The sequence below is a fragment of the Embleya sp. NPDC055664 genome, from assembly GCF_053618075.1.
Window position 1 is genome coordinate 95919 of record NZ_JBSHGZ010000032.1, and the last position, 21885, is coordinate 117803.

The 21885-nt window shown below is 71.8% G+C and carries 28 protein-coding genes and 1 pseudogene; 13 read left to right on the forward strand and 16 right to left on the reverse strand.

The features are described 5' to 3' along the window. Window positions 1-271: 271 nt before the first annotated feature. Window positions 272-809, forward strand: a pseudogene (locus ACWGR4_RS36495) (alcohol dehydrogenase catalytic domain-containing protein); the annotation flags it as partial. Here ACWGR4_RS36495 and ACWGR4_RS36500 read toward each other — a convergent pair. Both ACWGR4_RS36500 and ACWGR4_RS36505 read right to left on the reverse strand, forming a co-directional pair. Further along, window positions 781-2058 carry an MFS transporter gene (locus ACWGR4_RS36500; RefSeq protein WP_452129260.1) on the reverse strand — a complete coding sequence of 426 codons (1278 nt, stop codon included), beginning with the start codon at window positions 2056-2058 and terminating at the stop codon, window positions 781-783. The pseudogene ACWGR4_RS36495 and the gene ACWGR4_RS36500 sit on opposite strands and share 29 nt — an antisense overlap. Continuing rightward, window positions 2055-2984: an NADP-dependent oxidoreductase gene (locus ACWGR4_RS36505; protein ID WP_380002245.1), complete on the reverse strand. Its 930-nt coding sequence runs from the start codon at window positions 2982-2984 to the stop codon at window positions 2055-2057. The genes ACWGR4_RS36500 and ACWGR4_RS36505 overlap by 4 nt, the downstream gene beginning before the upstream one ends. Window positions 2985-3127: 143 nt before the next feature. On the opposite strand from ACWGR4_RS36505, the gene ACWGR4_RS36510 reads away from it, so the two are divergent. Both ACWGR4_RS36510 and ACWGR4_RS36515 read left to right on the forward strand, forming a co-directional pair. Then, window positions 3128-3775 (forward strand): TetR/AcrR family transcriptional regulator, encoded by a 648-nt coding sequence (locus ACWGR4_RS36510; RefSeq protein WP_452129261.1) that lies wholly within the window; start codon window positions 3128-3130, stop codon window positions 3773-3775. A 176-nt stretch (window positions 3776-3951) separates the two neighbouring features. Further along, a complete protein-coding gene (locus tag ACWGR4_RS36515; protein WP_452129262.1) occupies window positions 3952-4611 on the forward strand; it encodes an NAD(P)H-binding protein in 660 nt (219 codons plus the stop codon). Between the two features lie 106 nt (window positions 4612-4717). On the opposite strand, the gene ACWGR4_RS36520 is transcribed toward ACWGR4_RS36515, so the two are convergent. The 4 genes from ACWGR4_RS36520 to ACWGR4_RS36535 all read right to left on the reverse strand — a co-directional run bounded on the left by ACWGR4_RS36520 (window position 4718) and on the right by ACWGR4_RS36535 (window position 6447). Further along, window positions 4718-5161, reverse strand: coding sequence for an SRPBCC family protein (locus tag ACWGR4_RS36520; RefSeq protein ID WP_380002248.1), 444 nt, complete (start codon window positions 5159-5161; stop codon window positions 4718-4720). A gap of 14 nt (window positions 5162-5175) precedes the next feature. Beyond that, window positions 5176-5535 (reverse strand): ArsR/SmtB family transcription factor, encoded by a 360-nt coding sequence (locus ACWGR4_RS36525; protein WP_452132748.1) that lies wholly within the window; start codon window positions 5533-5535, stop codon window positions 5176-5178. After that, window positions 5532-5996 carry an SRPBCC domain-containing protein gene (locus tag ACWGR4_RS36530; protein ID WP_452132747.1) on the reverse strand — a complete coding sequence of 155 codons (465 nt, stop codon included), beginning with the start codon at window positions 5994-5996 and terminating at the stop codon, window positions 5532-5534. The genes ACWGR4_RS36525 and ACWGR4_RS36530 overlap by 4 nt, the downstream gene beginning before the upstream one ends. A 202-nt stretch (window positions 5997-6198) precedes the next feature. Beyond that, complete coding sequence (locus tag ACWGR4_RS36535) at window positions 6199-6447, reverse strand: hypothetical protein (RefSeq protein WP_452132746.1); 249 nt, start codon at window positions 6445-6447, stop codon at window positions 6199-6201. Between ACWGR4_RS36535 and ACWGR4_RS36540 the strand changes: the two genes are divergently transcribed. Beyond that, a complete protein-coding gene (locus ACWGR4_RS36540) occupies window positions 6437-6790 on the forward strand; it encodes a hypothetical protein (RefSeq protein ID WP_452132745.1) in 354 nt (117 codons plus the stop codon). The genes ACWGR4_RS36535 and ACWGR4_RS36540 overlap by 11 nt on opposite strands. A gap of 19 nt (window positions 6791-6809) precedes the next feature. On the opposite strand, the gene ACWGR4_RS36545 is transcribed toward ACWGR4_RS36540, so the two are convergent. Next, window positions 6810-7598, reverse strand: coding sequence for an aminotransferase class IV (locus ACWGR4_RS36545; protein WP_452132744.1), 789 nt, complete (start codon window positions 7596-7598; stop codon window positions 6810-6812). Between the two features lie 206 nt (window positions 7599-7804). Here ACWGR4_RS36545 and ACWGR4_RS36550 point away from each other — a divergent pair, with 206 nt between their 5' ends. Together ACWGR4_RS36550 and ACWGR4_RS36555 are read left to right on the forward strand one after the other, a co-directional pair. After that, entirely contained in the window at window positions 7805-8605 is an 801-nt protein-coding gene (locus ACWGR4_RS36550; RefSeq protein WP_452132743.1) for a restriction endonuclease, read from the forward strand. Window positions 8606-8668: 63 nt separating this feature from the next. Then, the gene (locus ACWGR4_RS36555; RefSeq protein ID WP_380002255.1) at window positions 8669-8914 is read left to right on the forward strand and encodes a hypothetical protein; all 246 of its coding nucleotides are present in this window, start codon (window positions 8669-8671) and stop codon (window positions 8912-8914) included. Window positions 8915-8977: 63 nt separating this feature from the next. Here the strand turns inward: ACWGR4_RS36555 and ACWGR4_RS36560 are convergent, their stop codons facing one another. From ACWGR4_RS36560 to ACWGR4_RS36580, 5 genes are all read right to left on the reverse strand, one after another. Next, the gene (locus ACWGR4_RS36560) at window positions 8978-9850 is read right to left on the reverse strand and encodes an RNA polymerase sigma factor SigF (RefSeq protein WP_452132742.1); all 873 of its coding nucleotides are present in this window, start codon (window positions 9848-9850) and stop codon (window positions 8978-8980) included. A gap of 108 nt (window positions 9851-9958) precedes the next feature. Next, window positions 9959-10888 carry an anti-sigma factor RsbA family regulatory protein gene (locus ACWGR4_RS36565; protein WP_452132741.1) on the reverse strand — a complete coding sequence of 310 codons (930 nt, stop codon included), beginning with the start codon at window positions 10886-10888 and terminating at the stop codon, window positions 9959-9961. Continuing rightward, window positions 10885-11220, reverse strand: a complete 336-nt coding sequence (locus tag ACWGR4_RS36570) for an STAS domain-containing protein (protein WP_452132750.1) — start codon at window positions 11218-11220, stop codon at window positions 10885-10887. Before ACWGR4_RS36570 ends, ACWGR4_RS36565 begins: the two co-directional genes overlap by 4 nt. Before the next feature lie 113 nt (window positions 11221-11333). Then, window positions 11334-11699, reverse strand: a complete 366-nt coding sequence (locus ACWGR4_RS36575; protein WP_452132740.1) for a hypothetical protein — start codon at window positions 11697-11699, stop codon at window positions 11334-11336. Between the two features lie 127 nt (window positions 11700-11826). Continuing rightward, window positions 11827-12276 (reverse strand): MarR family transcriptional regulator, encoded by a 450-nt coding sequence (locus tag ACWGR4_RS36580; RefSeq protein WP_452132739.1) that lies wholly within the window; start codon window positions 12274-12276, stop codon window positions 11827-11829. A 190-nt stretch (window positions 12277-12466) separates the two neighbouring features. Here ACWGR4_RS36580 and ACWGR4_RS36585 point away from each other — a divergent pair, with 190 nt between their 5' ends. Continuing rightward, on the forward strand, window positions 12467-12874 hold the full coding sequence (locus ACWGR4_RS36585; protein WP_452132738.1) for an STAS domain-containing protein: 408 nt from the start codon (window positions 12467-12469) through the stop codon (window positions 12872-12874). A 34-nt stretch (window positions 12875-12908) separates the two neighbouring features. Here the strand turns inward: ACWGR4_RS36585 and ACWGR4_RS36590 are convergent, their stop codons facing one another. Next, on the reverse strand, window positions 12909-14027 hold the full coding sequence (locus ACWGR4_RS36590) for a carboxylate-amine ligase (RefSeq protein WP_452132737.1): 1119 nt from the start codon (window positions 14025-14027) through the stop codon (window positions 12909-12911). A 189-nt stretch (window positions 14028-14216) separates the two neighbouring features. Beyond that, on the reverse strand, window positions 14217-15182 hold the full coding sequence (locus ACWGR4_RS36595) for an LLM class F420-dependent oxidoreductase (protein ID WP_452132736.1): 966 nt from the start codon (window positions 15180-15182) through the stop codon (window positions 14217-14219). Window positions 15183-15298: 116 nt separating this feature from the next. On the opposite strand from ACWGR4_RS36595, the gene ACWGR4_RS36600 reads away from it, so the two are divergent. The 5 genes from ACWGR4_RS36600 (at window position 15299) to ACWGR4_RS36620 (ending at window position 19595) form a co-directional block, all read left to right on the forward strand. Continuing rightward, the gene (locus ACWGR4_RS36600) at window positions 15299-15928 is read left to right on the forward strand and encodes a methyltransferase domain-containing protein (RefSeq protein WP_452132735.1); all 630 of its coding nucleotides are present in this window, start codon (window positions 15299-15301) and stop codon (window positions 15926-15928) included. Window positions 15929-15940: 12 nt separating this feature from the next. Beyond that, window positions 15941-16450 carry a flavin reductase family protein gene (locus ACWGR4_RS36605; protein WP_452132734.1) on the forward strand — a complete coding sequence of 170 codons (510 nt, stop codon included), beginning with the start codon at window positions 15941-15943 and terminating at the stop codon, window positions 16448-16450. Window positions 16451-16558: 108 nt separating this feature from the next. Next, a complete protein-coding gene (locus tag ACWGR4_RS36610) occupies window positions 16559-17377 on the forward strand; it encodes an alpha/beta fold hydrolase (protein WP_452132733.1) in 819 nt (272 codons plus the stop codon). Window positions 17378-17490: 113 nt separating this feature from the next. Further along, window positions 17491-18294 carry an alpha/beta fold hydrolase gene (locus ACWGR4_RS36615; RefSeq protein WP_452132732.1) on the forward strand — a complete coding sequence of 268 codons (804 nt, stop codon included), beginning with the start codon at window positions 17491-17493 and terminating at the stop codon, window positions 18292-18294. Next, window positions 18294-19595 (forward strand): PP2C family protein-serine/threonine phosphatase, encoded by a 1302-nt coding sequence (locus ACWGR4_RS36620; protein WP_452132731.1) that lies wholly within the window; start codon window positions 18294-18296, stop codon window positions 19593-19595. Before ACWGR4_RS36615 ends, ACWGR4_RS36620 begins: the two co-directional genes overlap by 1 nt. A 208-nt stretch (window positions 19596-19803) precedes the next feature. On the opposite strand, the gene ACWGR4_RS36625 is transcribed toward ACWGR4_RS36620, so the two are convergent. Then, a complete protein-coding gene (locus tag ACWGR4_RS36625) occupies window positions 19804-20049 on the reverse strand; it encodes a hypothetical protein (protein WP_452132730.1) in 246 nt (81 codons plus the stop codon). Between the two features lie 223 nt (window positions 20050-20272). On the opposite strand from ACWGR4_RS36625, the gene ACWGR4_RS36630 reads away from it, so the two are divergent. After that, window positions 20273-21112: an SDR family oxidoreductase gene (locus ACWGR4_RS36630; RefSeq protein WP_452132729.1), complete on the forward strand. Its 840-nt coding sequence runs from the start codon at window positions 20273-20275 to the stop codon at window positions 21110-21112. 30 nt (window positions 21113-21142) lie between these two features. Here the strand turns inward: ACWGR4_RS36630 and ACWGR4_RS36635 are convergent, their stop codons facing one another. Further along, window positions 21143-21814: a type III effector protein gene (locus ACWGR4_RS36635; RefSeq protein WP_380002267.1), complete on the reverse strand. Its 672-nt coding sequence runs from the start codon at window positions 21812-21814 to the stop codon at window positions 21143-21145. Between the last annotated feature and the right edge of the window lie 71 nt (window positions 21815-21885).

The following is a 21885-nucleotide window of genomic DNA, read 5'->3' on the forward strand; positions in this document are numbered from 1 at the left end:
GGGGTTGCGTTCCTTCCGGTATCGGGTTCCGGCTTCTTCGTCTTCCCCGCGTCGCCGGGCAGGCGAACGGGCGACGCCTTGCATTCTGTAACAGGTCTTCACGCTACGGAACCGGGAATCGGTGATTCTTCCGCCGATCGTGATGCGAACCCCGTCGCGTGGCCGGGCCGGTACCCGCCGGCGGGTACCGATCGTCCATCACACGCGCCGGTGAACCGCCGTGGCAATCGGCCGGGTTGCGCGAACGGAATGCCGCTCCCCCACATGCGGTGGACAGCGCATCGGGCACGAATTCGTCGGCACCGTCGTGGCCACCGGCTCCCGGGTGCGCTCGGTGCGCCCCGGCGACCTGGTGCTCGCCCCGTTCACCTGGTCCGATGGGGCCTGTGTCTTTTGTACGGAACGCCTGCCCACCTCCTGTACGAACGGCGGGATGTGGGGCGCGGTCGGGTCCGACGGCGGCCAGGGTGAGGGGGTCCGGGTGCCCTTCGCCGACGGGACCCTGGTCGAGGTGCCCGGCGAGGCCGCCTGGGACGAGCGGCTGCTGCGCGGGCTGCTCGCGCTGACCGACGTCATGGGCACCGGCTACCACGCGGCGGTGAGCGCCGGCGCGCGGCCCGGGGCGACGGTGGCCGTGCCGGTCCTACATCCCCGAGTTGTTGCCGCGCGTGCTCGACGGCATCCTCGACCCCTCACCGGTGTTCGACAGCGTGGTCACGCTCGAATCGATCGCCGACGGATACCGCGCGATGGACGAGCGCAGCGCCCTGAAGGTCCTGGTCACCCCGACGCAACGACCCCGTCGTTGACGACCTGGGTCGCGGCGCGGAGGTTTCGCACCTCGGGGACGGCCAGCGCTCCCACCGTCACCAGCACGATCAGCGCCGCGCACAGCAGCAGCGCGTGATGCGCGCCGACGGCGTCCGCGAGGGGGGCGGCGGCGACGAGGCCGAGCGGGCCGAACATGAAGGAGCCGAGCCCGTCGTACGCCGCCACGCGCGACAGTGCCTCGCGCGGTATCTCCCGCTGCATCGTGGTCTCCCACATCACACCGAAGACGTCGAAGGCCGCGCCGGTGACGAACGCGCCGACGGCGACGACGTACACCGGGGCACCGATGCCCAGCAAAGCGATCGGCAGGGCCACCGCGAAGACCATCGACGTGGCCACCAGCAGGGGCCGTCGGGGACGGAGGCGAATGGCCACGAACACGCCCGCCAGCGTGCCGAGTCCCTGTCCGACCAGGATCGTCGACCAGGCCGGTGCTCCGCCGAGATCGGCCTTCGCCACCACGGGGCCGAGGACGCCGAAGGCGGCCTGCATCGCGGCGATCACGAAGGCGAACTGGAGGACGATCACCCACAACCAGCGGCGGGACGCGAACTCCCGCCAACCTTCCCGGAGATCACTCACCATGGAGGTCCGGCCCCGATCCGTCCCCGGCGTCGGGCGCAGGGCCGCGAGCAGCGCCGCGGACAGCACGAGCCCGACACCGTTGACCGCCAGCGCCCATCCGGCGCCGACCAGTGCCACCGCGCCGCCCGCCGCCGCCATGCCCAGCAGGCGCGCGCTGTTGACACCGAGGCGCAGCACGCCGTTGGCTGTCTGGAGGTGCTCGTCCGGGACGATCTCGGGTACCACGCCGGTGAGCGCCGGGTAGTAGAGGGCGAGTGCGATGCCGGTGGCGGCGGCCAGGAGCGCGATCCCCCACACCGGCGCGTGTCCGGTGACGAACATCGTCGCGAGGCCGAAGAACGCCGCGGCGGAGGCCAGTTCCGCCGTCAGCATCAGCCGGGTGCGGGAGATCCGGTCGGCGACGACCCCGCCGAACAACATCAGGGCGATCTGCGGCACCGTCTGCGCGGTGAGCACGATCGTCAGCGTGGTGGCACCGGCACCCGGCAGGTCCAGGACACCGAAGGCCAGTGCCACGGGGCCGAAGGCGGCGGCCAGTACGGAGATCGTGCGTGCCAGGAAGAGGAGCCGGAACCGCCGGTCGTCGAAGAGGTCCCGGCCCCGCACACCGCCCACCGGCGCCGCATCGCGCACCGCCGTCATGACGGATCGACCACGAGAACGACCTTGCCGCGGCCGTGGCCGGTCTCGACGGCACGATGCGCCCGCGCCGCGTCGGCCAGCGCGTACGTCTCGCGAAGGTGCACGGCGAACCCGCCCCTGCTCCACAACTGGGCGAGTTCCCCCAGCAGTTCGCCGCTGCGTACGCCGCTCCACTCGCGCAGGCCGAGTTCGCGGGCGGCCTCGTCGGAGATCATGGTGAGCACGCGGTCACGGTCCGCGGTGAGTTCGACGGAGTCGCGGAGCGCCTCGGGGCCCGCCGCGTCGAGTGCGGCGTCGACACCGTCCGGGGCGATCGCCCGTACCCGCTCGACCAGGCCGGGGCCGTAGGTGACCGGGACCGCGCCCAGGGAGCGCAGGTAGTCGTGGTTGCGCTCGCTCGCCGTGCCGATCACGGTCGCGGCTCCCCATGCCTTGGCCAGTTGTACGGCGATGGTGCCGAGACCGCCCGCGGCCCCGTTGATCAGCACGATGTCCCCCGGGCCGACCGCGAGTTGCCGCAGGGCCATGTGCGCGCCCTGCCCGTTGCCGGACAGGCCCGCGGCGATCTCCCAGGGCATGCCGGGGGGTTTGCGGGCGACCTGGTCGGCGGGGACGACGATGAACTCGGCGTAGGCCCCCGTGGTCGCGTAACCGAGCACCTCCGTTCCGGGCGGTAGCCCCGCGACCCCCTCGCCGACCTCGTCGACCACGCCCGCGAACTCGTTGCCGGGCACGAGAGGTTCGGCCGGGAAGCGGGGTGTCATCGCAGGCGGGAACCGCCCGGCGCGCAGCGCGGTGTCGAAGGGCATGACGCCGGCCGCGCGCACCCGGACACGCACCCGGCCCGGTCCCGCGTGCGGGGTGGGGATCTCGGCGATGTGCAGGACCTCGGGTCCGCCGAACTCCCTGACGATTGCGGCCTTCATGGCTCCGCCTCCTCGGCGACCGAAGCGGCGGGTCGGACCACGCACGTGGCGTGGACCGGCGCCGCCGGGAAAAAATAACGGAGTGGAATGCTCCGTTAAACTATAACGGAGTGATCCACTCCGCAACGGATATCCTGGTGACCATGAGCACGAGCGAACAGCCGCGCAAACGCGGCCGCCAGGCCGAGGCGGCGCGCAACGACCGGCGAGTGCTCGCCGCGGCGCGCGAGGTCTTCACGACCCAGGGCGCCGACGCGCCGGTGTCCGCGGTCGCCGAGCGCGCGGGCGTGGGCATCGCCACGCTGTACCGGCGGTACGGCACCAAGGAGGAACTGCTCCAGAAACTCACGGTGTCGGCGGCCGAGCAGTATTCGGAGGCCGCGCGGACCGCGCTCGCCGCCGAGGACCCCTGGGAGGGATTGGCCGGTTATATACGTGAATGTGTCGACTTCGGCCCGGGCTCCCTCGCGCCGATCGCCGGGACGATCCGCTTCACGGCGGAGATGGCCGAGGCGGGCCGCGTCTCGGACCGGTTGGCCGAGGAGGTCGTGGCCCGCGCCCACGCCGCGGGCGTCCTGCGCGCCGACGCCACCACCGTCGACATCTTCCGGGTGATCGAGCAGTTCTCCCGACGCCCGCCCGTACCGACTACGGCGGACGCCAACGCCCGCGAGCGCCTGGTCGCCCTGGTCCTCGACGGCCTGCGCGCCCGCCCCGACAACACCGACTTCCCGCTCCCCGGCCGGCCGCCCTCGGCGCAGCGCTACGACGAACTGTGGCGCAAGGGCTGAGCCCCGCGACCCGGCACCGTCGAGCGCCCGGGGCTCGTGCGCGTCGGCCGGCGCGGCCGGGGCCCTCGTTCGGCGCGGCCTCCCGGTGGGCGTACCGCTGCTCGCGCCAGGGATCGCGCCGAGCGGCCGCGCGTGGGGCCGCGTGATGATCGCCGTCGGGGCGTATGGTCGTGCGCATGCGCATTGTCATCGCGGGTGGTCACGGTCAGATCGCGCTGCGGCTCACACGGCTGCTGCATGGGCGTGGAGTCGAGGTCGCGGGGATCATTCGCCGGCCGGAGCAGGCGGGCGACGTGTTGGCGGCGGGCGCCGAACCCGTCGTGTGCGACCTGGAGTCGGCGACGGTCGCGGAGGTCGCCGGGCATCTGCAGGGCGCGGACGCGGCGGTATTCGCCGCCGGCGCCGGGCCGGGCAGCGGGACGGCCCGCAAGGACACGGTCGATCGCGCGGCATGCGCCCTGTTCGCGGACGCGGCCGAGGCGGCAGGCGTACGGCGCTTCGTCGTCGTGTCCGCGATGGGCACGGACGGGGAACCCCCGGAGGGCACCGACCCGGTCTTCGCCGCCTACCTGCGCGCCAAGGGCGCGGCTGACGCCGATGTCCGGTCCCGGGCCGGACTCGACTGGACCATCCTGCGACCGGGGCGCCTGACCGACGAACCGGGCACCGGGACGGTGGAGTTGGCCGCGTCCACCGGGCGCGGGCCCGTCACCCGCGACGACGTGGCGGCCGTACTCGCCGCTCTGCTCGACGCCCCCGAAACGGCCGGCCTGACGCTGGAACTGATCGGTGGGAGTGTGCCGGTGGACAAGGCGGTCAGGACGGTCGCCGGCTGACCCGTCGGGTCGGCACCGCGAACGACACGGGAGCGGGGACGGCGCCGACCGGCCGGTCGGCGCCGTCGTCATCCTCCGCGCACGCGGCCCCGTCGGCGCCGGCCGGTCAGTGCCAGTCGCCGATCCGCACGTCGCGGGGCTCGGGGGCACCCTCGCCCGTCTCCAGGAGTTGCTTGAGGCTCATCAGGAAGACGGCCCATTTCGTGCTGCAGTGGTGCATGAACTCGACCGGCTCACGCCAGCCCTCGTGCTTGAACAGCACGATGGTGAAGTCGCCTTCCTGGCGGAGGTTCCACTCCACACGTGTGCCGACCCACTCCTCCGGCCCGTCGACGACCTCCCAGCGCACGATCCGTCCCGGGTCGAGTTCGACGACCTTCATGTCGAACCCGCCCGGCCCGAACCGGAATTCGAGCACGCCGCCGAGGTCGGTCTCCCCCGATGTCTTCTCGGTCCACCAGCCGGCCAGGCCGGCCACGGTGGTGAGTGCTTCATATACCCGCTCCGGCGAGGCGTGCTCGACGCCGATGCGGTGAAGGATGTCTGCCATGTCGGTGTTCCTCTCTACTGCTTTCCGGTCTCGTCGGTCGATTCCTTGGCGCGCTGGATCGTCTCGGCAATGCGCTTGATGCGCCGCAGGCGGGCGTCCCAGGTGGCGCCGACATCGGCGAGTTGGGCGACGGCGCGGGCGAGTTGGGCCTGATCGACGTGGAACAGCCGCTCGCGGCCGGCGGTGGTGGCGTGTACCAGGCCGACCCGATCGAGCACGACGAGGTGCTTGGCCACCGCCTGGCGGGTCACCGGCAGGTGCTCGCTCAGGCTGGTCGCCGTCCCGCTGCCGTCGTTCAGCAGCAGATCGAGCATGCGGCGCCGGATCGGGTCGCCGACCGCCGACCAGAGGTCGTCGTCCACCACCACGCTCATGCGCCCGCTCCGACTTTCGCGGCATACGTCGGCAGCCGAGGCAGGTAGTGGTCCCAGCCGGTGGTGTGTTCGGCGTACACGGCGGCGACCTTCGCCTCGTCCCAGCCGCGCTCGCGGAAGCCGCTCTCGGTCATCCGCAGGAGCGTCCCCGTCCCGGCGGGTTCGAGGGCGAAGACGACCAGGTTCGAGTTGTCCGAGGCAGCCGTCTCCCCCTCCTGGTGGGTCCACCGGAAGGAGAAGAGTCGCGGCGGCACGGCCTCGACGACCGTGAACCGCATCCAGGTGCCGCCGCCCTGCGCGCAGTCCCCGAAGCCGATCCGCCCCTCTCCCCCGGGTACGGCCGGGAACTCCGCCTCGTCCGGCCACCACTCGCGCAGGTGTTCGGGGCTGCTCACCACGTCGAAGACGACCTCGGGTGAGGCGTCGATGTGGATCTCCCGCTCGATCGTTCCGAATTCCATGTGTGCCACCTTCTGCAACGTTTGGTTGCACATCACCTTAGCCGACACCCGCACAAACATGCAACCATTGGTTGCGCGAGGAAGGGAGCCGCGTGTCGCGTCGGCCGTTTCGCACCCCGCGCGTTCGAGCCGGCTTCCGGCCGAAAGCCGGTGGTAGGCTCGCCGCGCTCGGACGACGTATATACGGGGGTATTGTGAGCGATCAGCCGAAGTGGGCCTGGTGGGTCGTCGGGATCGTGATCCCCGTCGTCGGGATCATCGTGACGGTCCAGGTGGCCACGAAGTCGGATTCCGACGACGGGTCACAGTCGACGAACAACAGCGCCCCGATCAGCACCCCCGCGTCGAGCGGCGGGAACGGGTCGCCCGGGGCCAAACCCGGGACCGACCCGGCGACCTCGTCCGCGCCGAAGGCACCCGCGAAGACGCTCGCCGGACCGGTGAAGATCACCCTCAAGCCGGACGCCCACTACATCGACCTGGACACCTCGTCGCCATTCGGCCAACCCGGATCCAAGGGTGCCGACGCATTCGTCGGGTTCAACCTCCCGGACCTGACACTCGGCCCGATCAAGTCGGCCGACGTCGTGGCCATCGCCCCGCCCGACGGCCCCGAACCGACCCGGGACGACTGCGCCCAGGCGATCGCCAAACGCGGCACCTACACGAGCGGCGAACTGTCCCAGGGCATGCGCGTGTGCGTGCAGACCGACGAAGGCCACACCGCCTACCTGCGCATCACCAGTGTGCCCACCCGCAGCGCGGTCATGTTCGAAGCCACGGTCTGGGAGTAGCCCGCCCGCCGACGGGTCGTCAGATCCGGTCCCACTCGACCGCCGCGTACAGTTCGCCGAGCGTCGCCGTCAGCGCGGTGTCGACGGGGATCGGCACGTCGTCGATCAGCCTGACCGGCGCGATGCCGCGCGAGTTCGTCACGAACGCGGCCCGGAACGAACCCACCTCGGATAGCCGGACCGGGCCGCGCCGCGAGGGCAACGGCCCGGCGGAGAGCGCCCGTTCGAGCAACTGCATGGTGATGCCCTCGAGGACCGGCGCGTTTGGCCAGATCAGCGAAGTGCCGTCGTGGAAGACGATGTTGGTGATCGCGCCCTCCGCGACGACCCCGTCCGGACCGGTCAGGAGCGCCTCGTCGAAGCCCTCGCGGGCGACCAGTCGCCGATAGTGGGCCTGCCCGAAGTCCCCGACCCGCTTGATGTGCGGCACGGACCGCAGGTACGGAACGGACCGCAACGCCTGCGGCGCGCCCGACATGTCCCCCGGTGGCCGCACGGAGACCAGCACCGTGAACGCCCCACCCTCGTCCGCCGCGAACACATGCACCCGCACCGACGCGTCGAGGACATCGTCGGCCAGCGCATGCCGGATATACCGCCGAACCAGTTCCCCGTCCAGGGCGCTGCCGAACAACTCCCGATTGGCCGCGTCGAGCCGCCGAAGATGATCCGCCAGCCCACGCACCCGCCCACCACGCACCTGCATCGCGGTGAAGTGCCCATAGCCCCCCACGGCGACGGCATGCAACCGTTCCACCGTCGTGACCCGACCGTCGACCTCGACCCGCACTCCCACCAGATCACCCATGCCGCCGACAATAGCCACCCGGCCGATTCGGGCCGGCCCGGTGCATGGCGTGTCTTCGAAAACGCGAGGGTTGGCGTCGATGATCGCGGGCAGCCGCAGAAGCGCCCGAACTTCGTTGACACGTCGGAGAGTTGCCCGTCACGGTCGGCGGATTCGGCAGGGAGTCGGCGGGGAGTCGACCGGGAGCGGGAAGCAAGGAGCGGACTGTGAGCGCGATACGTCCCACGATCAATGATCCCGAATCCGCGTCGGGCGGAGGACTGCCCGGTTCCCACACCGGCACGGCGGCGGCGCGAACCGGTGGATTCGTCCGCTACGACCGGGTGTTCTGGTGGCTCGCCCCGATCGTGTGTGTCGTCGCGGCGTATTGCGGTGTGCGGCGGCAGTGGGATCTGCTCGCGGCGATGGCGGGCGTCGGCGTGGTGGCGACGGGCGCGTTGTACATATGCGGCCTGTTCCGGGCCGCGACGCGCTCCGAGGCACGGCGGTGGGCACCGCGCAGGCGGGTGAACCCTCGGGCACGCGCGGTCTCGTTCGCCACCGTCGACGCCATGACGGGCCCCCGATTCGAGGAGCACGTCGCGGAGTTGTGCCGCCGTGACGCCTGCCGCGACGTGGTGGTCAGCGGTGGCGCCGGCGACCTCGGGGCCGACGTCGTCGCCCGGCTGCCCGACGGTCGCAGTCTCGTCGTGCAATGCAAGCGGCTCGGCCGCACCCGCGCCGTGGGCAGTCCCGACATGCAACGCTTCGTCGGTACCGCCCGCCCCGTGCACGCCGCCGACGTCGCGATGCTCGTCACGAACTCCCGCTTCACCGCACCCGCTCGCCGACTCGCCCGAGCCCAGGACATCGTGACCGTCGATCGCCGGGCCCTCGGCCGCTGGATGGCCGGCACCGACCTCCCGACCCTGCTCGGCATGGCGGCGAACCCGCCGACGGAACCCGCCACGGCGACCCTCCCGTACCCCGAGGCCCGGCCCGAGGCGGTTGCCTCCCTCCCCGAGTGACCCATCCCGGATTTGTCGAGCACCGCGCTCGTGCGCCGCGCCGTTCCGGGGTACACGCGCGGGATGGAGACCTTCGAGGTGCTGATCTATCCGTACAACGCGCAGGACATGCCGCCGGCGGCGCGCGGGCCGGCGGTGCGGTCCGCGACGGTCCGGCCCACCGGCGAGGAGGGCGCCACCGGCCATCCGCGCTACGCGGGCGACGGCGTGCAGGCCGACATCGATCCGGCCGGCAGGACGGTCGAGGCCATCACCGTGGACGGAGCCGAGCTGGAGGACGGCTGGAGCGCCCGGATCGCCGACGCGTAGCCCACGCCGGGCAGCGCCGGGTGGGCGGCGAAAGCACCCGCCCCCCGGCGACCACCCCGCGGTTCAGTCGGCCAGGAGCTGGAGACGCAGGGTCGCGACGGTCCGGCTGATCAGCCGGGAGACGTGCATCTGGGAGATGCCGAGGCGCTCGCCGATCTCGGACTGGGTCAACTCCTCGCCGAAGCGCAGGGTCAGGATCTCCCGATCGCGCGGGCCGAGCGCGGCGATCAGCGGCTTGAGGGCGACCAGATTCTCCGTCATCGCATAGCCGGGCTCCACGAACGCCGCCCGGCCCGCCAGGGCCGGGGTGGACCCCTCGTCGTCGGGGGCGGGGGCATCGAGGGACACGGTGGAGTAGGCGGCGGAGGCGATCAGGCCCTCGTCGACCTCCTCCACGCTCACGCCCACCCGTTCCGCGAGTTCGGCGGAGGTGGGCTCCCGGTCGTGTTCGGTCGTGAACGCCTCGCGGGCCCGGGCCAGTTCCAGGCGCAGTTCCTGGAGACGGCGCGGCACGTGGACCGACCACGACGTGTCGCGGAAGAAACGCTTGATCTCGCCGGAGATGGTCGGGATCGCGAACGTGGGGAACTCGACCCCGCGCGCGGGATCGAACCGGTCGATGGCCTTGATCAGCCCGATCGTCCCGGTCTGGACCATCTCCTCGGTGGTCTCGGGACGAGAGCGGAACCGGCCGGCGACGTACCGCACCAGCGGCAGGTTCAGCTCGACCAGGGTGTTGCGCACGTATTGGTACTCGTGCGTGCCCTCCTCCAGCGCCCTCAGCCGCACGAACAACACCTTCGACATCGCGCGCGCGTCGACCGCCCCCACCGCCGTGGGGTCCCCGATCCGCGGGAGTCCGCCGACTGCCCCACCGTCCGGCGTGGCGCTCGCGGAGTCGGCAGAGGTCGACACGCTCACCGTGGACAAGGTCATCTCGGCTCCTTGGGGTCGTCGAATCGGCACGGGCCCCCTACCCGAATCGTTGACCAGTACACCCATTCGAGTGAGGCGCAGACCACACCCCGCGCCGCGGCGCGCCCGCTACCGCTCGTGGTTCAGGCGCAGCCGCACGGTCGTGCCGGAGTCGGTGGAGCGGATCTGGACGAGGTCGCAGAGTTGGTTGGCGATCCACAGGCCGCGCCCGCCCTCGACGTCCGGGTGCGGGATGTGCCGTCCGGCCAGCGGGTCGTCGACCCTGCCCGCGTCGCGGATCTCGCAGACCAGTGTCGTGCCCTCGTTCCACAGGCTGACCTCGCCGTGTCCGCCGCCGTGGATGATGCTGTTGCCGGCGATCTCGGTGACGACCAACAGGGCGTGTCCCACGTACGCCCGAGGAGCCTCGCCCAGTCGACCGCGGACGAAGGCGCGCACGCGCGCGAGTTCCCCGGCGGCGAAGGCGAGGTGTTCGGCGTGCTCGGGCGCGTCCGGAAGCGGCGGTCCGGTCAGTGTCGCGGCGTAGTGGTCCGGACCGGGGTGGGCGTGCCGGTGTTCGGCTCCGGCGTCGAGGACCCGGGGGTGGGAGTGCCGGACGGCGTCGATGACCGAGGGGTCGAGGGTGGTGACGTCGTACGGACACAGGAGTTGCCACGGCACGCCGTCGAACGCGAGGTTGAGCAGGGATTCGTGGTGGCGGCATTCGACGAGTTCGTCCTCGGAGCGGCCCGCCCAGATGGGTTCGCCGATCCCGCGGAACGCCCGGGTGCCCTGGTCGTGGGTCCATTGGCGCCACGCGGGGATGATCCGCGCGGGGTTGCGGCCCACACGTTCCATGTCGATCCAGGTGACGTGCTCGGCGTCGGCGGCCAGTTCCTTGCGCAGGGCACCGGCGCGGGGCTCGATCACCGCGACGGCGACGGCCTCGTCCGCTTCCAGACCCGCGCGGACGAACGTGGCAGTGCGGTCGACGAAGTCGTCGAGACCGGCATAGAGGAGGGCATCGTGACGGAACACGTCCGGTACGGGAACGGTCATCGCCGCACCGCCTTCTCCAGCACCAGCCCGGGCGCCCCACCCCAGCCCGCGAGTGTCACCAGGTCGCACAATTCCGCCGAGGCCGAGCGGACGACCACCGACAGGCCCGAAGGCATGCGCCCCGCCGTCTCCACCAGGGTCCGCACCCCCGCCACGTCGATGAACTCCAGGAACGTCGCGTCCACACACACGTCCCCCGCACAACCGGCCCGCTGGGCGTCCAACGCGGAACGTACGTGCACACAGTTGTCCGCGTCGACCTCCCCCGCCAACCGCACCACCGAGGGCGGCCCGAGTCGCTCGACTCGGAGCACCCCGTCCGCATAGACCATCGCCACGAAAGCTCCACCGCCCTTCCCGGCGGATCCTAGCGCGTGTCTCCAAACCCCCGCCGGGCTCCACCCGGCGGCGCGAACCCCGCCGAACCAGGCCGAAATCATGAGCATCAACCGGTGGGGAACAGCCGTTCCCGGAGGTCGACCCGCACGACCACGACGTCGGAGGTGCGCCGCGGTGCGGAGGCGGCGCCGTCGACGTCGTAGCTCAACCGAATCCGGGAGCCGATGTGGGGCAGCAGCTCGCAGGCGGGGATCCGGAAGACCACCGGATGTCCGACGCCCTTGCCCGGGACGGGCGCGGACTCCTCGAACACTGCCCCGTCGGAACCCTCCCAGCGCACCGTGACGACATCGCCGGCAGCCATCCCGGCGTACGCCGGTACTCGCACCGTCGCGCCCAAGGGCGCCTGGTTGGGGTCGAGTTCGCCGTCCTCGGCCTCGTCGACGAACGGCAGGGCAAGCGGATCGCTCATCTCACGCAGTCCCTTCGGCAGCACATTCTCGGTTGAATCCGAATCGCTCGAACCGTGCGCATGCCCGCTGCCGCGCGTTTCAGGCGTACGGCGACGCCGGACGCCGAGTCGCGTCCGCCGGCGATCGTCAATGCGCCTCGTGTTCGAAGGGCCCCTCGTCCGCCCGCCCCGGCGCTTGACGATCGTCGTGCCCGCCACGGTCGCCGGGCGAATCACGATCCCCGGGCGCGCCGGAGCCGTCGGGGCCGCCGGAAGAGGCCGACGTGCCGGAACCGCCGGGGAATGGCTCCACCGGCAGGTCGAGCGCGTCGGCGACGGCCCGGCCCCGGTCCGCCGGATGCCGCACCTCCGTTCCGGGCACGACCCGGTACGTATTACGCCGTCCGTTGCGCTGCCGGGTCAGGTATCCGCCGGCCTCCAGGTCCGCCAGGATGCCCTGGACGGCGCGCTCGGTCAGCAGGCACACGGCCGCGATGTCGCGCACCCTCGCCTCGGGATCCCTGGCGATCACCGAGAGCACACGGGCGTGGCTGGTGAAAAACGTCCACGACGGTCGGGACGCGTCCGCATCACTCATGAGGCCATCGTAAGGTCGTTCATTCCGGCAACACGATACCTGAAATGAAGTTCCTGAATAACTTGACGCATGTTGGGTTGCGTCGGATCCTTGACGAGAAGGATCGACCCGGGTCGGTCCCCATCATCCCCATCGTCCCGTTTCGCGCTTGCGACCTGTCCCCACCTGTCAGACGTGTGAGGGAACATCCATGTCTTCACGCCGACCCCGCAACCGCCGCCCGGCGCCCGCCGCGACGGCGCGTCGCCCCGGCCGTCGCCATCGGGAAACGGCCACACACCTGCGCGTACGGGTCATGCCGTACGGCGACCGCCTGCTCCTGCGCGTCAGCGGGGAAATCGACATCGACACCGCGCCGCTGCTGCGCTCCGCCCTCGACACCGCGCTGGATCACGGAACATGCCGCGTCGACGTGGACATGCGAGGGGTGACCTTCTGCGACAGCACCGTGCTCCACGTCCTGTTGCACGCGCGGACCAAGGCCGCCGACGGCCGGGTCGAACTCGCCCTCGCGCCCGGCGACCGGCTGCGGCGCATCCTGGCGATCACGAACATGGCACACCTGTTCGCCCCGCTCGCCTTGCCCGTCCGACCGTGACCGGTCACGACCCGATGCCGCCGCAGCCGGGGGCTCACGCGTGCGGCTCATCGGGGGACAGGCCGACGGTATGCGCGATGATCATGCGCGTCAGGCCCGAACGTCCCCCCGCCGCAAGTGCTCGGCGCTGCAGTTCGGCGCCGGTACCCTCGCGCAGGAGCCGCCCGGCCAGGGAGTTCACCCGCCGGGTGTCGCCCGCCCGATCCAATTCCGGTCCGACGTGCGCGAGCAGCGCGGCGACGACCTCGGGGGCCGGTCGCGGGCGGCCGTCGTCGGGGGCGATCAGGGTGCCGGACAGGCCGTGGCGGGCCGCCTGCCAGACGGCCGCGTCCAGGAGTTCGGGCGCGAGAGCGAGTTCCGGGCGGCCCTGCGCCTCCTCGCGCAGCGTCGTGGCCACCAGCGCGCGCACGAGTCCCGCGAGCATCACCGCGTCGTCGGCGCGCAACTGCACGTCCATGGCCCGCACCTCGATGGTGGGGAACCGCTCCGACAGCCGCGCCGACCAGTACACCCGGCCCCGATCGGCCAGCGCGCCGGCTCGGGTGAGCCCGTCCAGCCGCCGATCGTAGTCGTTCGCGTCCCGAAACCGGGGCGGCGTACCGGTGACCGGCCAGCGCCCGAAGACCAGCGTGCGCCAACTGGCGAATCCGGTGTCGTCCCCGTGCCACAGCGGCGAGTTCGCCGACATCGCGAGCAGCACCGACAACCAGGGGCGGATCCGGTTGAGCACGGCGACCCCCGCCTCCCGATCGGGTATGGCCACATGTACGTGCATCCCGTTCATCAACGCCTCGTCCACCAGGCGCGCCGCGTCGACGTGCAGGGATCGGTAACGCTCCTTGTCGGTGACGGGCACCGGCTCGTCCGGCGCGAAGGGCGCGGTGCCGACCGCGGCGAGCCGGCATCCGCACTGCTCCGCGGCCTCGGCCACCGCGTGGCGCAGGCGCAGCAGGTGGCCGCCGATCTCGTCGAGCGTCTCGCACACGGGCGTGGCGACCTCGACCTGTACCTGGAGCAGTTCCGGCTGCACCTCGTCGTCCTCCAGCGCGGCCTGCAACCCCGCCGCCGCGCGCACCGCCGGCGAACGCGGGACGGGCAGACCGCTGTCGTGATCGACGAGGAGGTATTCCTCCTCGACGCCGAGAGTGATCACCGAACAGCTCCTCGCCCTCTGGTTTCGCGACCCCGCCCGAACGAGTCGCCCGGGGGACGCGGGGGGCGCGCTCCCCGGGCGTCTCGAGTCACCGGGCGGATGGTCACGCGACTCCGGACGTCGGCGTCGCGATCGACTGCTTCCCCCCGATGGCGATTCCACTCCGGGCCGAAACCACCGACGCGCGGTTCACAGTCCACGCAGCGCCGGGAGCAGCCTGTCGCGGGCCCAGTCCAGGAACTCGTGCTGCGTATCGCCGCCGACCTGGATGAGGGCGACCTCGGTGAACCCGGCCTCGACGAAGGGGCGTACCGCCTCGACGAACGTGTCCACGTCGTTCCCGCACGGGATCGCCTCGGCCACGTCCTCCGGCCGCACGAACCGCGTCGCGCCCGCGAAGCCCGCCGTACCCGGCAGCTCCGAGTTGACCTTCCACCCCCCGCCGAACCAGCGGAACTGCTCGTGCGCGCGCCGGATCGCCGTGTCCCGATCGGGGTCCCAGCACACCGGAAGTTGCCCCACCCGCGGCTTGCCCGCACCGCCGTGCCGGTCGAACCCGGCCAATAGCTCCGCGTCCGGCTCGGTCGCGATGACCAGGTCGGCCGACCGGCCGGCGAGCGCACAACTCTGCTCGCCGGACACCGCGATCCCGATCGGCGGCGGCCACTCGGGCAGGTCCCACAACTTCGCGGACTCCACGTCGTAGTGGGTGCCGTGGTGATCGACGTAGCCGCCCGCGAACAACGCGCGGATGATCTCCACGGCTTCGGCCAACATCTCCTGCCGCACGTCCACGGCGGGCCAACCGTCGCCCACCACATGCTCGTTGAGGTTCTCGCCGGAGCCCAATCCGAGCCGGAACCGCCCGTCCGACAACAGCTGGAGCGTGGCGGCCTGCTGCGCCACGATCGCCGGGTGGTAGCGCATGGTCGGACAGGTCACGTAGGTCATCAACGGAATCGTCGAGGTGGCCCGCGCGGCGGCACCCAGCACGGTCCACGCGTGCGGCGCGTGCCCCTGGACGTCGAGCCACGGAAAGTAGTGGTCCGACGTCACCGAGAAGTCGAATCCGACCCGCTCGGCATGCACCACGTGCTCGACCAGATCCTTGGGACCGGCCTGCTCGGTCATCATCGTGTAGCCGATTTTCACCATGGGAGGGCCGGTGCCCGGCGAGAGCGACCGAAAACCGGGCGATACCGTCCGGCGGCCATCCGCCTCGCCGTGTCCGCTCGCCCCGAGCGGCACGCACGATGCTAGCTTGCCTTCCCGTGACGGAGCACCGGGACGAGACCAGGGCGGCCTATGACGGCGTCGTCGAGTTGTACGCGTCGCTGTTCGCCGATCGGTTGGAGACACACCCGTTCTCGCGGAACATGATCGGCACCTTCGCCGAGTTGGTGCGCGGGACGGGCAACCCACGGGTGGCCGACGTCGGGTGCGGGCCCGGACATCTGACGGCCATGCTGCACGAACTGGGGCTGGACGCCTTCGGGCTCGACCTTTCCCCGGCCATGGTCGAGCACGCCCGGCGGGCACATCCGACGCTGCGCTTCGACGAGGCTCGGATGGAGGCGCTGCCGGTCGAGAACGCCGCGCTCGGCGGGATACTGGCCCACTACTCGATGATCCACACCCCGCCCGACGAAGTGCCCGCGCTGCTCGCCGAGCAGGTGCGGGTCCTGGCACCGGGCGGCCTGCTCCTGGTCTCGTGCTTCGGGACCGACGGGCCGGAGCCGATCCGCTTCGACCACAAGGTGGCGCCCGCCTACAGCTGGCCTGCGGACCGCTTCGCCGAGCTGCTGGCCGAGGCCGGACTCGTCCCGTTCGCCCGCCTGCTCCACGACCCCGCCACCGAGCGAGGCTTCCTCGACACCCACCTGCTGGCCCGCCGTCCCTAGGGAGAACGCCCGGTGTTGTTCGAACGATTCGCGGACACGCTGGACTACCCCATGTTCGTCGTGACGGCGATCCATCCCGTCACCGGCGAACGATCCGGATGCCTGGTGGGGTTCGCGTCGCAGTGCGGCATGGAGCCGGTGCGATTCCTGGTGTGCGTTTCCGCCGTCAACCACACCCACAAGATCGCGCTCGCCTCGCCGGTACTGGCCGTCCACGCACTGGGAGAGCGGCAGCGCGCGCCGGCCGCGCTGTTCGGGGAGCGTACCGGGGACCGCGTCGACAAGTTCGCCCACTGCGCCTGGGAACCCGGTCCGGCCGGGGTGCCGCTGTTGACGGACTGCCCGGTACGCATCGTCGGCACGGTCCTGCACCGCCTGGATCGGCTCGGCGACCACACCGGATTCGTCCTCGCCCCCATCGAACCCGACGCCGGCACCGACGACGCCGGACCTCCGCCGGAGCACCACGCTCCGCTGATGTTCTCCGCCGTGCGCGACCTGCACCCGGGCCACCCCGCCTGAAGACCCCGCGGCACAAGAATTCTCGACGCCCGTGTCGATCGGGCCCGTTCCCGTTCGTCGTCATGGTGAGGAGGCGGGCACGACCGCCTCCCCGGCCGAGGAGGACCCATGACCACGAACGTTTCCGTCACCACCGGCACCCTCGACGTCCCCGGCGCGCGCCTGCACTACGAGGTACGCGGCACCGGCCCGCTGATCGCGCTCGTCGGCGCCCCGATGGACGCCGCCGCCTTCGCGCCACTGGCCGACCTGCTCGCCGCCGACCACACCGTGCTCACCACCGACCCCAGGGGCATCAACCGCAGCCCCCTCGACGATCCCGACCAGGACTCCACCCCGGAACTGCGCGCCGCCGACCTGGCCCGGCTCATCGGCCGGCTCGACCTCGGCCCCGCCACCGTCGTGGGCTCCAGCGGTGGAGCCGTCACCGCTCTGGCCCTGGCCGGCGCCCACCCCGACCGTGTGCACACCGTCGTCGCCCACGAACCCCCGCTCGTCGAGCTCCTCGACGACCGCGAGCACCTCCACGCCAGCACGGACGACATCATCGCCACCCGCCTGCGCGGCGATGTCACCGGCGCCTGGACCAAGTTCCTGGCCCAGGCCGGCATCGTACTACCCGACGGCGTGGCCGAGACGATGTTCGGCGGGGAACGCACCCCGCGCGAGGAGGCCGACGAACTCCGATGGTTTGCCCACGAGTTGCGGCCCACCACGCACTGGCGCCCGGACCTCGCGGCACTGCGCACGGTGGCCACGCGCATCATCGTCGGCATCGGCGAAGCCTCCACCGGACAACTCTGCGACCGCACCTCCCGAGCCCTCGCCGGCGCCCTCGGCGGCGCACCCGTGCTCTTCCCCGGCGACCACACCGGCTTCGTCGACGACCCCGCCGGGTTCACCGCGCGCCTACAGGAGGTCCTTTGACCCCCACCACGGCCCCGACCGCGCCGCGAGGGCACCAGCACACACGGTGACACGGGGCCCTCCGACGCGGCGTGCGACCGGGGGTCCCGTGTGCCGGTGAGACACTGGACCGTATGGATGTTCGCAGCAGGAACAACGTGACGGCCGCCGGGCTCCCCGACGGGCCGATACTGCTTCTCGCACACGGGTTCGGCTGTGATCAGAACATGTGGCGGCTGGTCGTACCGGCGTTGGCGGAGCAGTATCGGGTGGTGTTGTTCGACTACGTCGGCTCGGGCGGTTCGGACCTGTCGGCCTTCAGCCGGGAACGGTACGCCTCGCTCGCGGGCTACGCCCAAGACGTGGTGGAGATCTGCGACGAGCTGGATGTCGAGGACGTGGTGTTCGTCGGGCATTCGGTGAGCGCCATGGTGGGCATACTCGCCGCACGGATGGCGCCGAGGCGCATCGGGGCATTGGTGATGGTCGCCCCCTCACCCTGCTACATCGACGACGGAGACTATCGGGGCGGCTTCACCGCCGAGGACATCGACGAGCTGCTCGCCTCGCTGGAGTCGAACTACCTGGGCTGGTCGTCCACGATGGCTCCGGTGATCATGGGCAACCCGGAGCGGCCGGAGCTGGGGCAGGAGCTGACCAACAGCTTCTGTGCCACCGATCCCGACATCGCCGCGGTCTTCGCCCGCACCACGTTCCTGTCCGACAGCCGCGCGGACCTGCCCGACGTCACGGTGCCGACCCTGGTCCTCGAGTGCTCGCAGGACGTGATCGCGCCCCGGGAGGTCGGGGCGTACGTGCACGCCGCGATCCCCTCCTCGCGCCTCGTCACGCTCGATGCCGCCGGACACTGCCCGCAGTTGAGCGCGCCGGAGGCCACCGCCGAGGCGATTCTCGGCTTTCTGGCGGCCCACCGGTGATGTGCCGCTCCGGCGACGAGCCGGATCCCGCTCAGGGCGGGGACACCGACGCCGCGTTCACCGCGCTGCTCGAGGACAGTGCCGAGGAGTTGTACGAGGCGGCGCCCTGCGGCTATCTGTCGACGCTGATGGACGGCACCATCGCCAAGATCAACGCCACCCTGCTGGACTGGCTCGGCATGGACCGCGACAAGGTGGTCGGCCGGCTGCGTTTCCCCGATCTGCTCACCGTGGGTGGGAAGCTCTACCACGAAACGCATTTCGCGCCGCTGCTGCGCATGCAGGGCGAACTCCGCGGCGTCGCCTTGGAGCTGAAGGGGACCGACGGGCGTCGCCTGCCGGTGCTGGTCTCCTCGGTGGTCAAGCACGGCGGTGGCGGTGAGCCGCTGCTGATCCGCACCACCGTCTTCGACGCCTCCGACCGGCGCGCGTACGAGCAGGAACTGCTGCGCCGACGCCGGGACGCCGAGCAGGCCCGCGCCGAGGCGCAGCGCGCGCAACTGGAGGCGGAACAGGCCCGCCGGCAGGCCGAGGCGAACCGGGAACGGTTGGCGGACGCGCTCGCCGTACTCCAGCAGTCCCTCGTGCCCTCGTCGCTGCCCACCGTGCCGGGCCTGGAGGCGGCCGGTCACTACCACACCGCGTCGCCCGATCTTCTGGGCGGCGACTTCTACGATCTGTTCCCTCTGGGCGAGGGTCGGTGGGCATTCTTCATGGGCGACGTGTGCGGCAAGGGCCCGCAGGCGGCGTCCGTCACGTCGCTGACCCGCTACACCCTGCGGGCGGCGGCGCTGCACACTCCCGAGCCGACCGCGGTGCTGGCCACACTGAACTCCGTTCTGCACGAGCGATACGCCGCCGGCATCGACCCCCGCTACTGCACCGTCGTCTTCGGGGTCATCGAGCCCGATGCCGACGGCGGCCCGGCCGGCGTACACCTGGCCTCGGGGGGTCATCCCCCCGCCCTTGTGGTGCGGGCCGACGGTCGCGCCGACTTCCTGCCCACGCCCGGTGGGCTCCTCGTCGGTGTTTTCCCCGACGCCGCCTTCGGCTCCGCGCACACCACCCTCGCGCCGGGGGACACGCTCGTGCTCTATACGGACGGCCTGACCGAGGCCCGCACCGGCGCCACGCGCGAGAACCTGCTCGGCGAGGACGCCCTGCTCACCTTCGCCGCCGAGCACGCCCCGGCGACGGCGCAGGCGATGATCGCCGCGATCACCGGGCTGTTGGAGAGCTTCGGCGAGGGTCTGGACGACGACACCGCGCTGCTCGCGCTCGGCGTCCCCGGCCGGCCGTAACGCCCGACCGACCGGGCGCGCGGGTCGGACCGGTTCGGCATCGGCGTGTGCCGCCGGCCGACTCGGCCGCGGCGGCCGGCCTCACCCTCTCGGCGCGGGAGGTGGCGGATCTGCACCTCGACTGAGGCCCCGCCGAGCCGGCTCACACCGCGGTGCGTGGTCCCGGGGCACCGCGGATGCCCCGGGACCACGGGCGCGTGGGTTCCCGTCACCCGTCGGTGAGCACCCACAACTGCCATACGCCGGCGGGGCGGCACTCGTACCTGTTCGCCCCGTTCTCCAGATACCACTGCCCCCACGTGTGGCATCCGCCGAGGTCTTCGGGCGCGAAGTCCCGCACGTGGTGCCAGCCGGGACCGGGCACGGCCGCGGCCGCCTCACCTGCCGCGACGCCGGGTGCCGCGATCAACGCCGCCGCCGCGGCGAACAGCGCGGCTCTCTTCCTGAGCTTCATGTCGTGTTCCCTTCGTTGCCTGCGCACGGGCCGCCACGGGGAGGCCGGCCATCGATACCGGCGTCGTGTGCCCCGTGGGCACGCGCTTCATCCCCGGGGTCCGGCCGGCCCGCGAGCCACGGGCGGCGCCATGCGGAACGTAATGTTCCTAATGGCGTCCTACCGTCGTCGAGCGGGACGAGGACCACGACGAGGTCCTCGCCGTCACGAAAGGGGAACGACGATGATCCTGGTCACCGGAGCCACCGGACACTTCGGCCGGCAGACCGTAGAGGCACTGGCCGCGGCGAAGGTCCCGGTGCGCGCCCTGAGTCGCGACCCCGTGCGGGCCGGGCTGCCGGCGGAGGCAGAGGTGGTTCGCGGCGACTTCACCGATCCCGCCACGCTCACCGAGGCGTTCGACGGGGTGACCGCGCTGTTCCTGACGCTGCCGTACGGAACGGCCCCGGACGCGCTGCTCGACGCCGCCCGCGCGGCCGGGGTGCACCGCATCGTGTTCCTGTCCTCGGGCGCGGTGGTCGACGGCGCGGCGGTCCAACCCAACGTCATCGCCGCCTACCACGCCCGGGTCGAGCAGGCGGTGGCCGCGACGGGGATCGCGCACACGTTCCTGCGGCTGTTCTTCCCGGCGATCAACTCGCTGGCCTTCGCCATGCAGTTGGCCCACGGCGATGTGGTGCAGGCCCCCTACGCGGGCGCGACCACCGCGCCGGTCCACGAGCGTGATGTCGCCGACGCCGCCGTCCGGGTCCTCACCGACGACGGACACGCGGGCCGCGCCTACCTGTTGACCGGCCCCGAGGCGCTGACTCAGGCGGACCAGGTACGGCTGCTCGGGGAGGCGCTCGGGCGACGGCTCGTCTTCGAGGAGGCCGACGCCGCGTCGGTGCGACAAGGGATGGCCACGTTCATGGACGCCGACTTCGTCCACGCCCTCTTCGATCTGATGGAGGAGACCGTCGACGCCCGACCCGAGATCACCTCCACCCTGTCCCGCCTGACGGGCGCCACACCCCGCACCTACGCCCGCTGGGCGGCCGACCACGTCACCGATTTCGCCTGATCCGATCCGGTCCCGCGATCGACACGGCCCTCAGCGCCCGGCCGGCCCCTCGCCCGCCGGGTTCACGAGGGCGTCGATCCGGGTGGCCAGATCCGGGTGGGCGGCGGCCAGGTGCGGACGGGCCGCGCCGAGGGGGTCAAGGAGCGCGGCGGGGTCGTCCGCCCCGAGCGCCCGATCGAGCCTGGCCACGAGGGACCGGGAGCCGGGCGGAAGGTCGGTGAGCGCGGTGATCTGCCCGGCGAGGCGGCGCAGGTCGGCGGCATTGTCGCGGGCCCGGGCGGTGGCGGCGCGGTCGGCGGCCCGGCGTTCGCGGGTGGCGGTGACCCGTTGCTCGCCGGTGCTGCCGACCGGCCCCGGACGCAGGCGCAGATAGCGGCGCTCGGCCGCCTGTCTGCTGGCCACGCCCAGCGGTCCGGCCAGGTCGGCCCAGCTGGCCCCGGCGTCCCGGGCCGTTTCGATCAATCCGCTCTCCCACCCGGCGAGTCGTTCGCGAATCTCGCGCAGCAGCAGGAGCGAGGCCAGCGCCCGATGGGGGTCCGCGTCCGCCCCGGACTGCTTGCCCCGATGCTCCTGCGCGCCGCGGACGGCCTCGTCGATGACCTCCAGGGCCGCCGCGGCGGCGAAAAAGGAGGCCGGCCCCACCCGGTGGGCAACGTCGGCGGGGGGAGCGGTCGATTCGTGCCGAGGGTCGGTCGTATCCATCGGACTCCTCTCGGTTCGTCATCACTCGAATGACCTCCACGTGGTCATCTATCCGACGACCCGATCACCCG

What these genes read in the sequence shown, in the direction of transcription:
- ACWGR4_RS36575 (WP_452132740.1), bottom strand. Translation starts at nt 11,699, where the DNA reads ATGAGCGATCCGCTTGCCCTGCCGTTCGTCGACGAGGCCGAGGACGGC.
- ACWGR4_RS36625 (WP_452132730.1), bottom strand. Translation starts at nt 20,049, where the DNA reads ATGAAGCTCAGGAAGAGAGCCGCGCTGTTCGCCGCGGCGGCGGCGTTG.
- ACWGR4_RS36510 (WP_452129261.1), top strand. Translation starts at nt 3,128, where the DNA reads ATGAGCACGAGCGAACAGCCGCGCAAACGCGGCCGCCAGGCCGAGGCG.
- ACWGR4_RS36500 (WP_452129260.1), bottom strand. Translation starts at nt 2,058, where the DNA reads ATGACGGCGGTGCGCGATGCGGCGCCGGTGGGCGGTGTGCGGGGCCGG.
- ACWGR4_RS36525 (WP_452132748.1), bottom strand. Translation starts at nt 5,535, where the DNA reads ATGAGCGTGGTGGTGGACGACGACCTCTGGTCGGCGGTCGGCGACCCG.
- ACWGR4_RS36560 (WP_452132742.1), bottom strand. Translation starts at nt 9,850, where the DNA reads ATGACCTTGTCCACGGTGAGCGTGTCGACCTCTGCCGACTCCGCGAGC.
- ACWGR4_RS36530 (WP_452132747.1), bottom strand. Translation starts at nt 5,996, where the DNA reads ATGGAATTCGGAACGATCGAGCGGGAGATCCACATCGACGCCTCACCC.
- ACWGR4_RS36545 (WP_452132744.1), bottom strand. Translation starts at nt 7,598, where the DNA reads ATGGGTGATCTGGTGGGAGTGCGGGTCGAGGTCGACGGTCGGGTCACG.
- ACWGR4_RS36585 (WP_452132738.1), top strand. Translation starts at nt 12,467, where the DNA reads ATGTCTTCACGCCGACCCCGCAACCGCCGCCCGGCGCCCGCCGCGACG.
- ACWGR4_RS36615 (WP_452132732.1), top strand. Translation starts at nt 17,491, where the DNA reads ATGGATGTTCGCAGCAGGAACAACGTGACGGCCGCCGGGCTCCCCGAC.
- ACWGR4_RS36610 (WP_452132733.1), top strand. Translation starts at nt 16,559, where the DNA reads ATGACCACGAACGTTTCCGTCACCACCGGCACCCTCGACGTCCCCGGC.
- ACWGR4_RS36630 (WP_452132729.1), top strand. Translation starts at nt 20,273, where the DNA reads ATGATCCTGGTCACCGGAGCCACCGGACACTTCGGCCGGCAGACCGTA.
- ACWGR4_RS36595 (WP_452132736.1), bottom strand. Translation starts at nt 15,182, where the DNA reads ATGGTGAAAATCGGCTACACGATGATGACCGAGCAGGCCGGTCCCAAG.
- ACWGR4_RS36520 (WP_380002248.1), bottom strand. Translation starts at nt 5,161, where the DNA reads ATGGCAGACATCCTTCACCGCATCGGCGTCGAGCACGCCTCGCCGGAG.
- ACWGR4_RS36505 (WP_380002245.1), bottom strand. Translation starts at nt 2,984, where the DNA reads ATGAAGGCCGCAATCGTCAGGGAGTTCGGCGGACCCGAGGTCCTGCAC.
- ACWGR4_RS36565 (WP_452132741.1), bottom strand. Translation starts at nt 10,888, where the DNA reads ATGACCGTTCCCGTACCGGACGTGTTCCGTCACGATGCCCTCCTCTAT.
- ACWGR4_RS36620 (WP_452132731.1), top strand. Translation starts at nt 18,294, where the DNA reads ATGTGCCGCTCCGGCGACGAGCCGGATCCCGCTCAGGGCGGGGACACC.
- ACWGR4_RS36580 (WP_452132739.1), bottom strand. Translation starts at nt 12,276, where the DNA reads ATGAGTGATGCGGACGCGTCCCGACCGTCGTGGACGTTTTTCACCAGC.
- ACWGR4_RS36570 (WP_452132750.1), bottom strand. Translation starts at nt 11,220, where the DNA reads ATGGTCTATGCGGACGGGGTGCTCCGAGTCGAGCGACTCGGGCCGCCC.
- ACWGR4_RS36555 (WP_380002255.1), top strand. Translation starts at nt 8,669, where the DNA reads ATGGAGACCTTCGAGGTGCTGATCTATCCGTACAACGCGCAGGACATG.
- ACWGR4_RS36635 (WP_380002267.1), bottom strand. Translation starts at nt 21,814, where the DNA reads ATGGATACGACCGACCCTCGGCACGAATCGACCGCTCCCCCCGCCGAC.
- ACWGR4_RS36515 (WP_452129262.1), top strand. Translation starts at nt 3,952, where the DNA reads ATGCGCATTGTCATCGCGGGTGGTCACGGTCAGATCGCGCTGCGGCTC.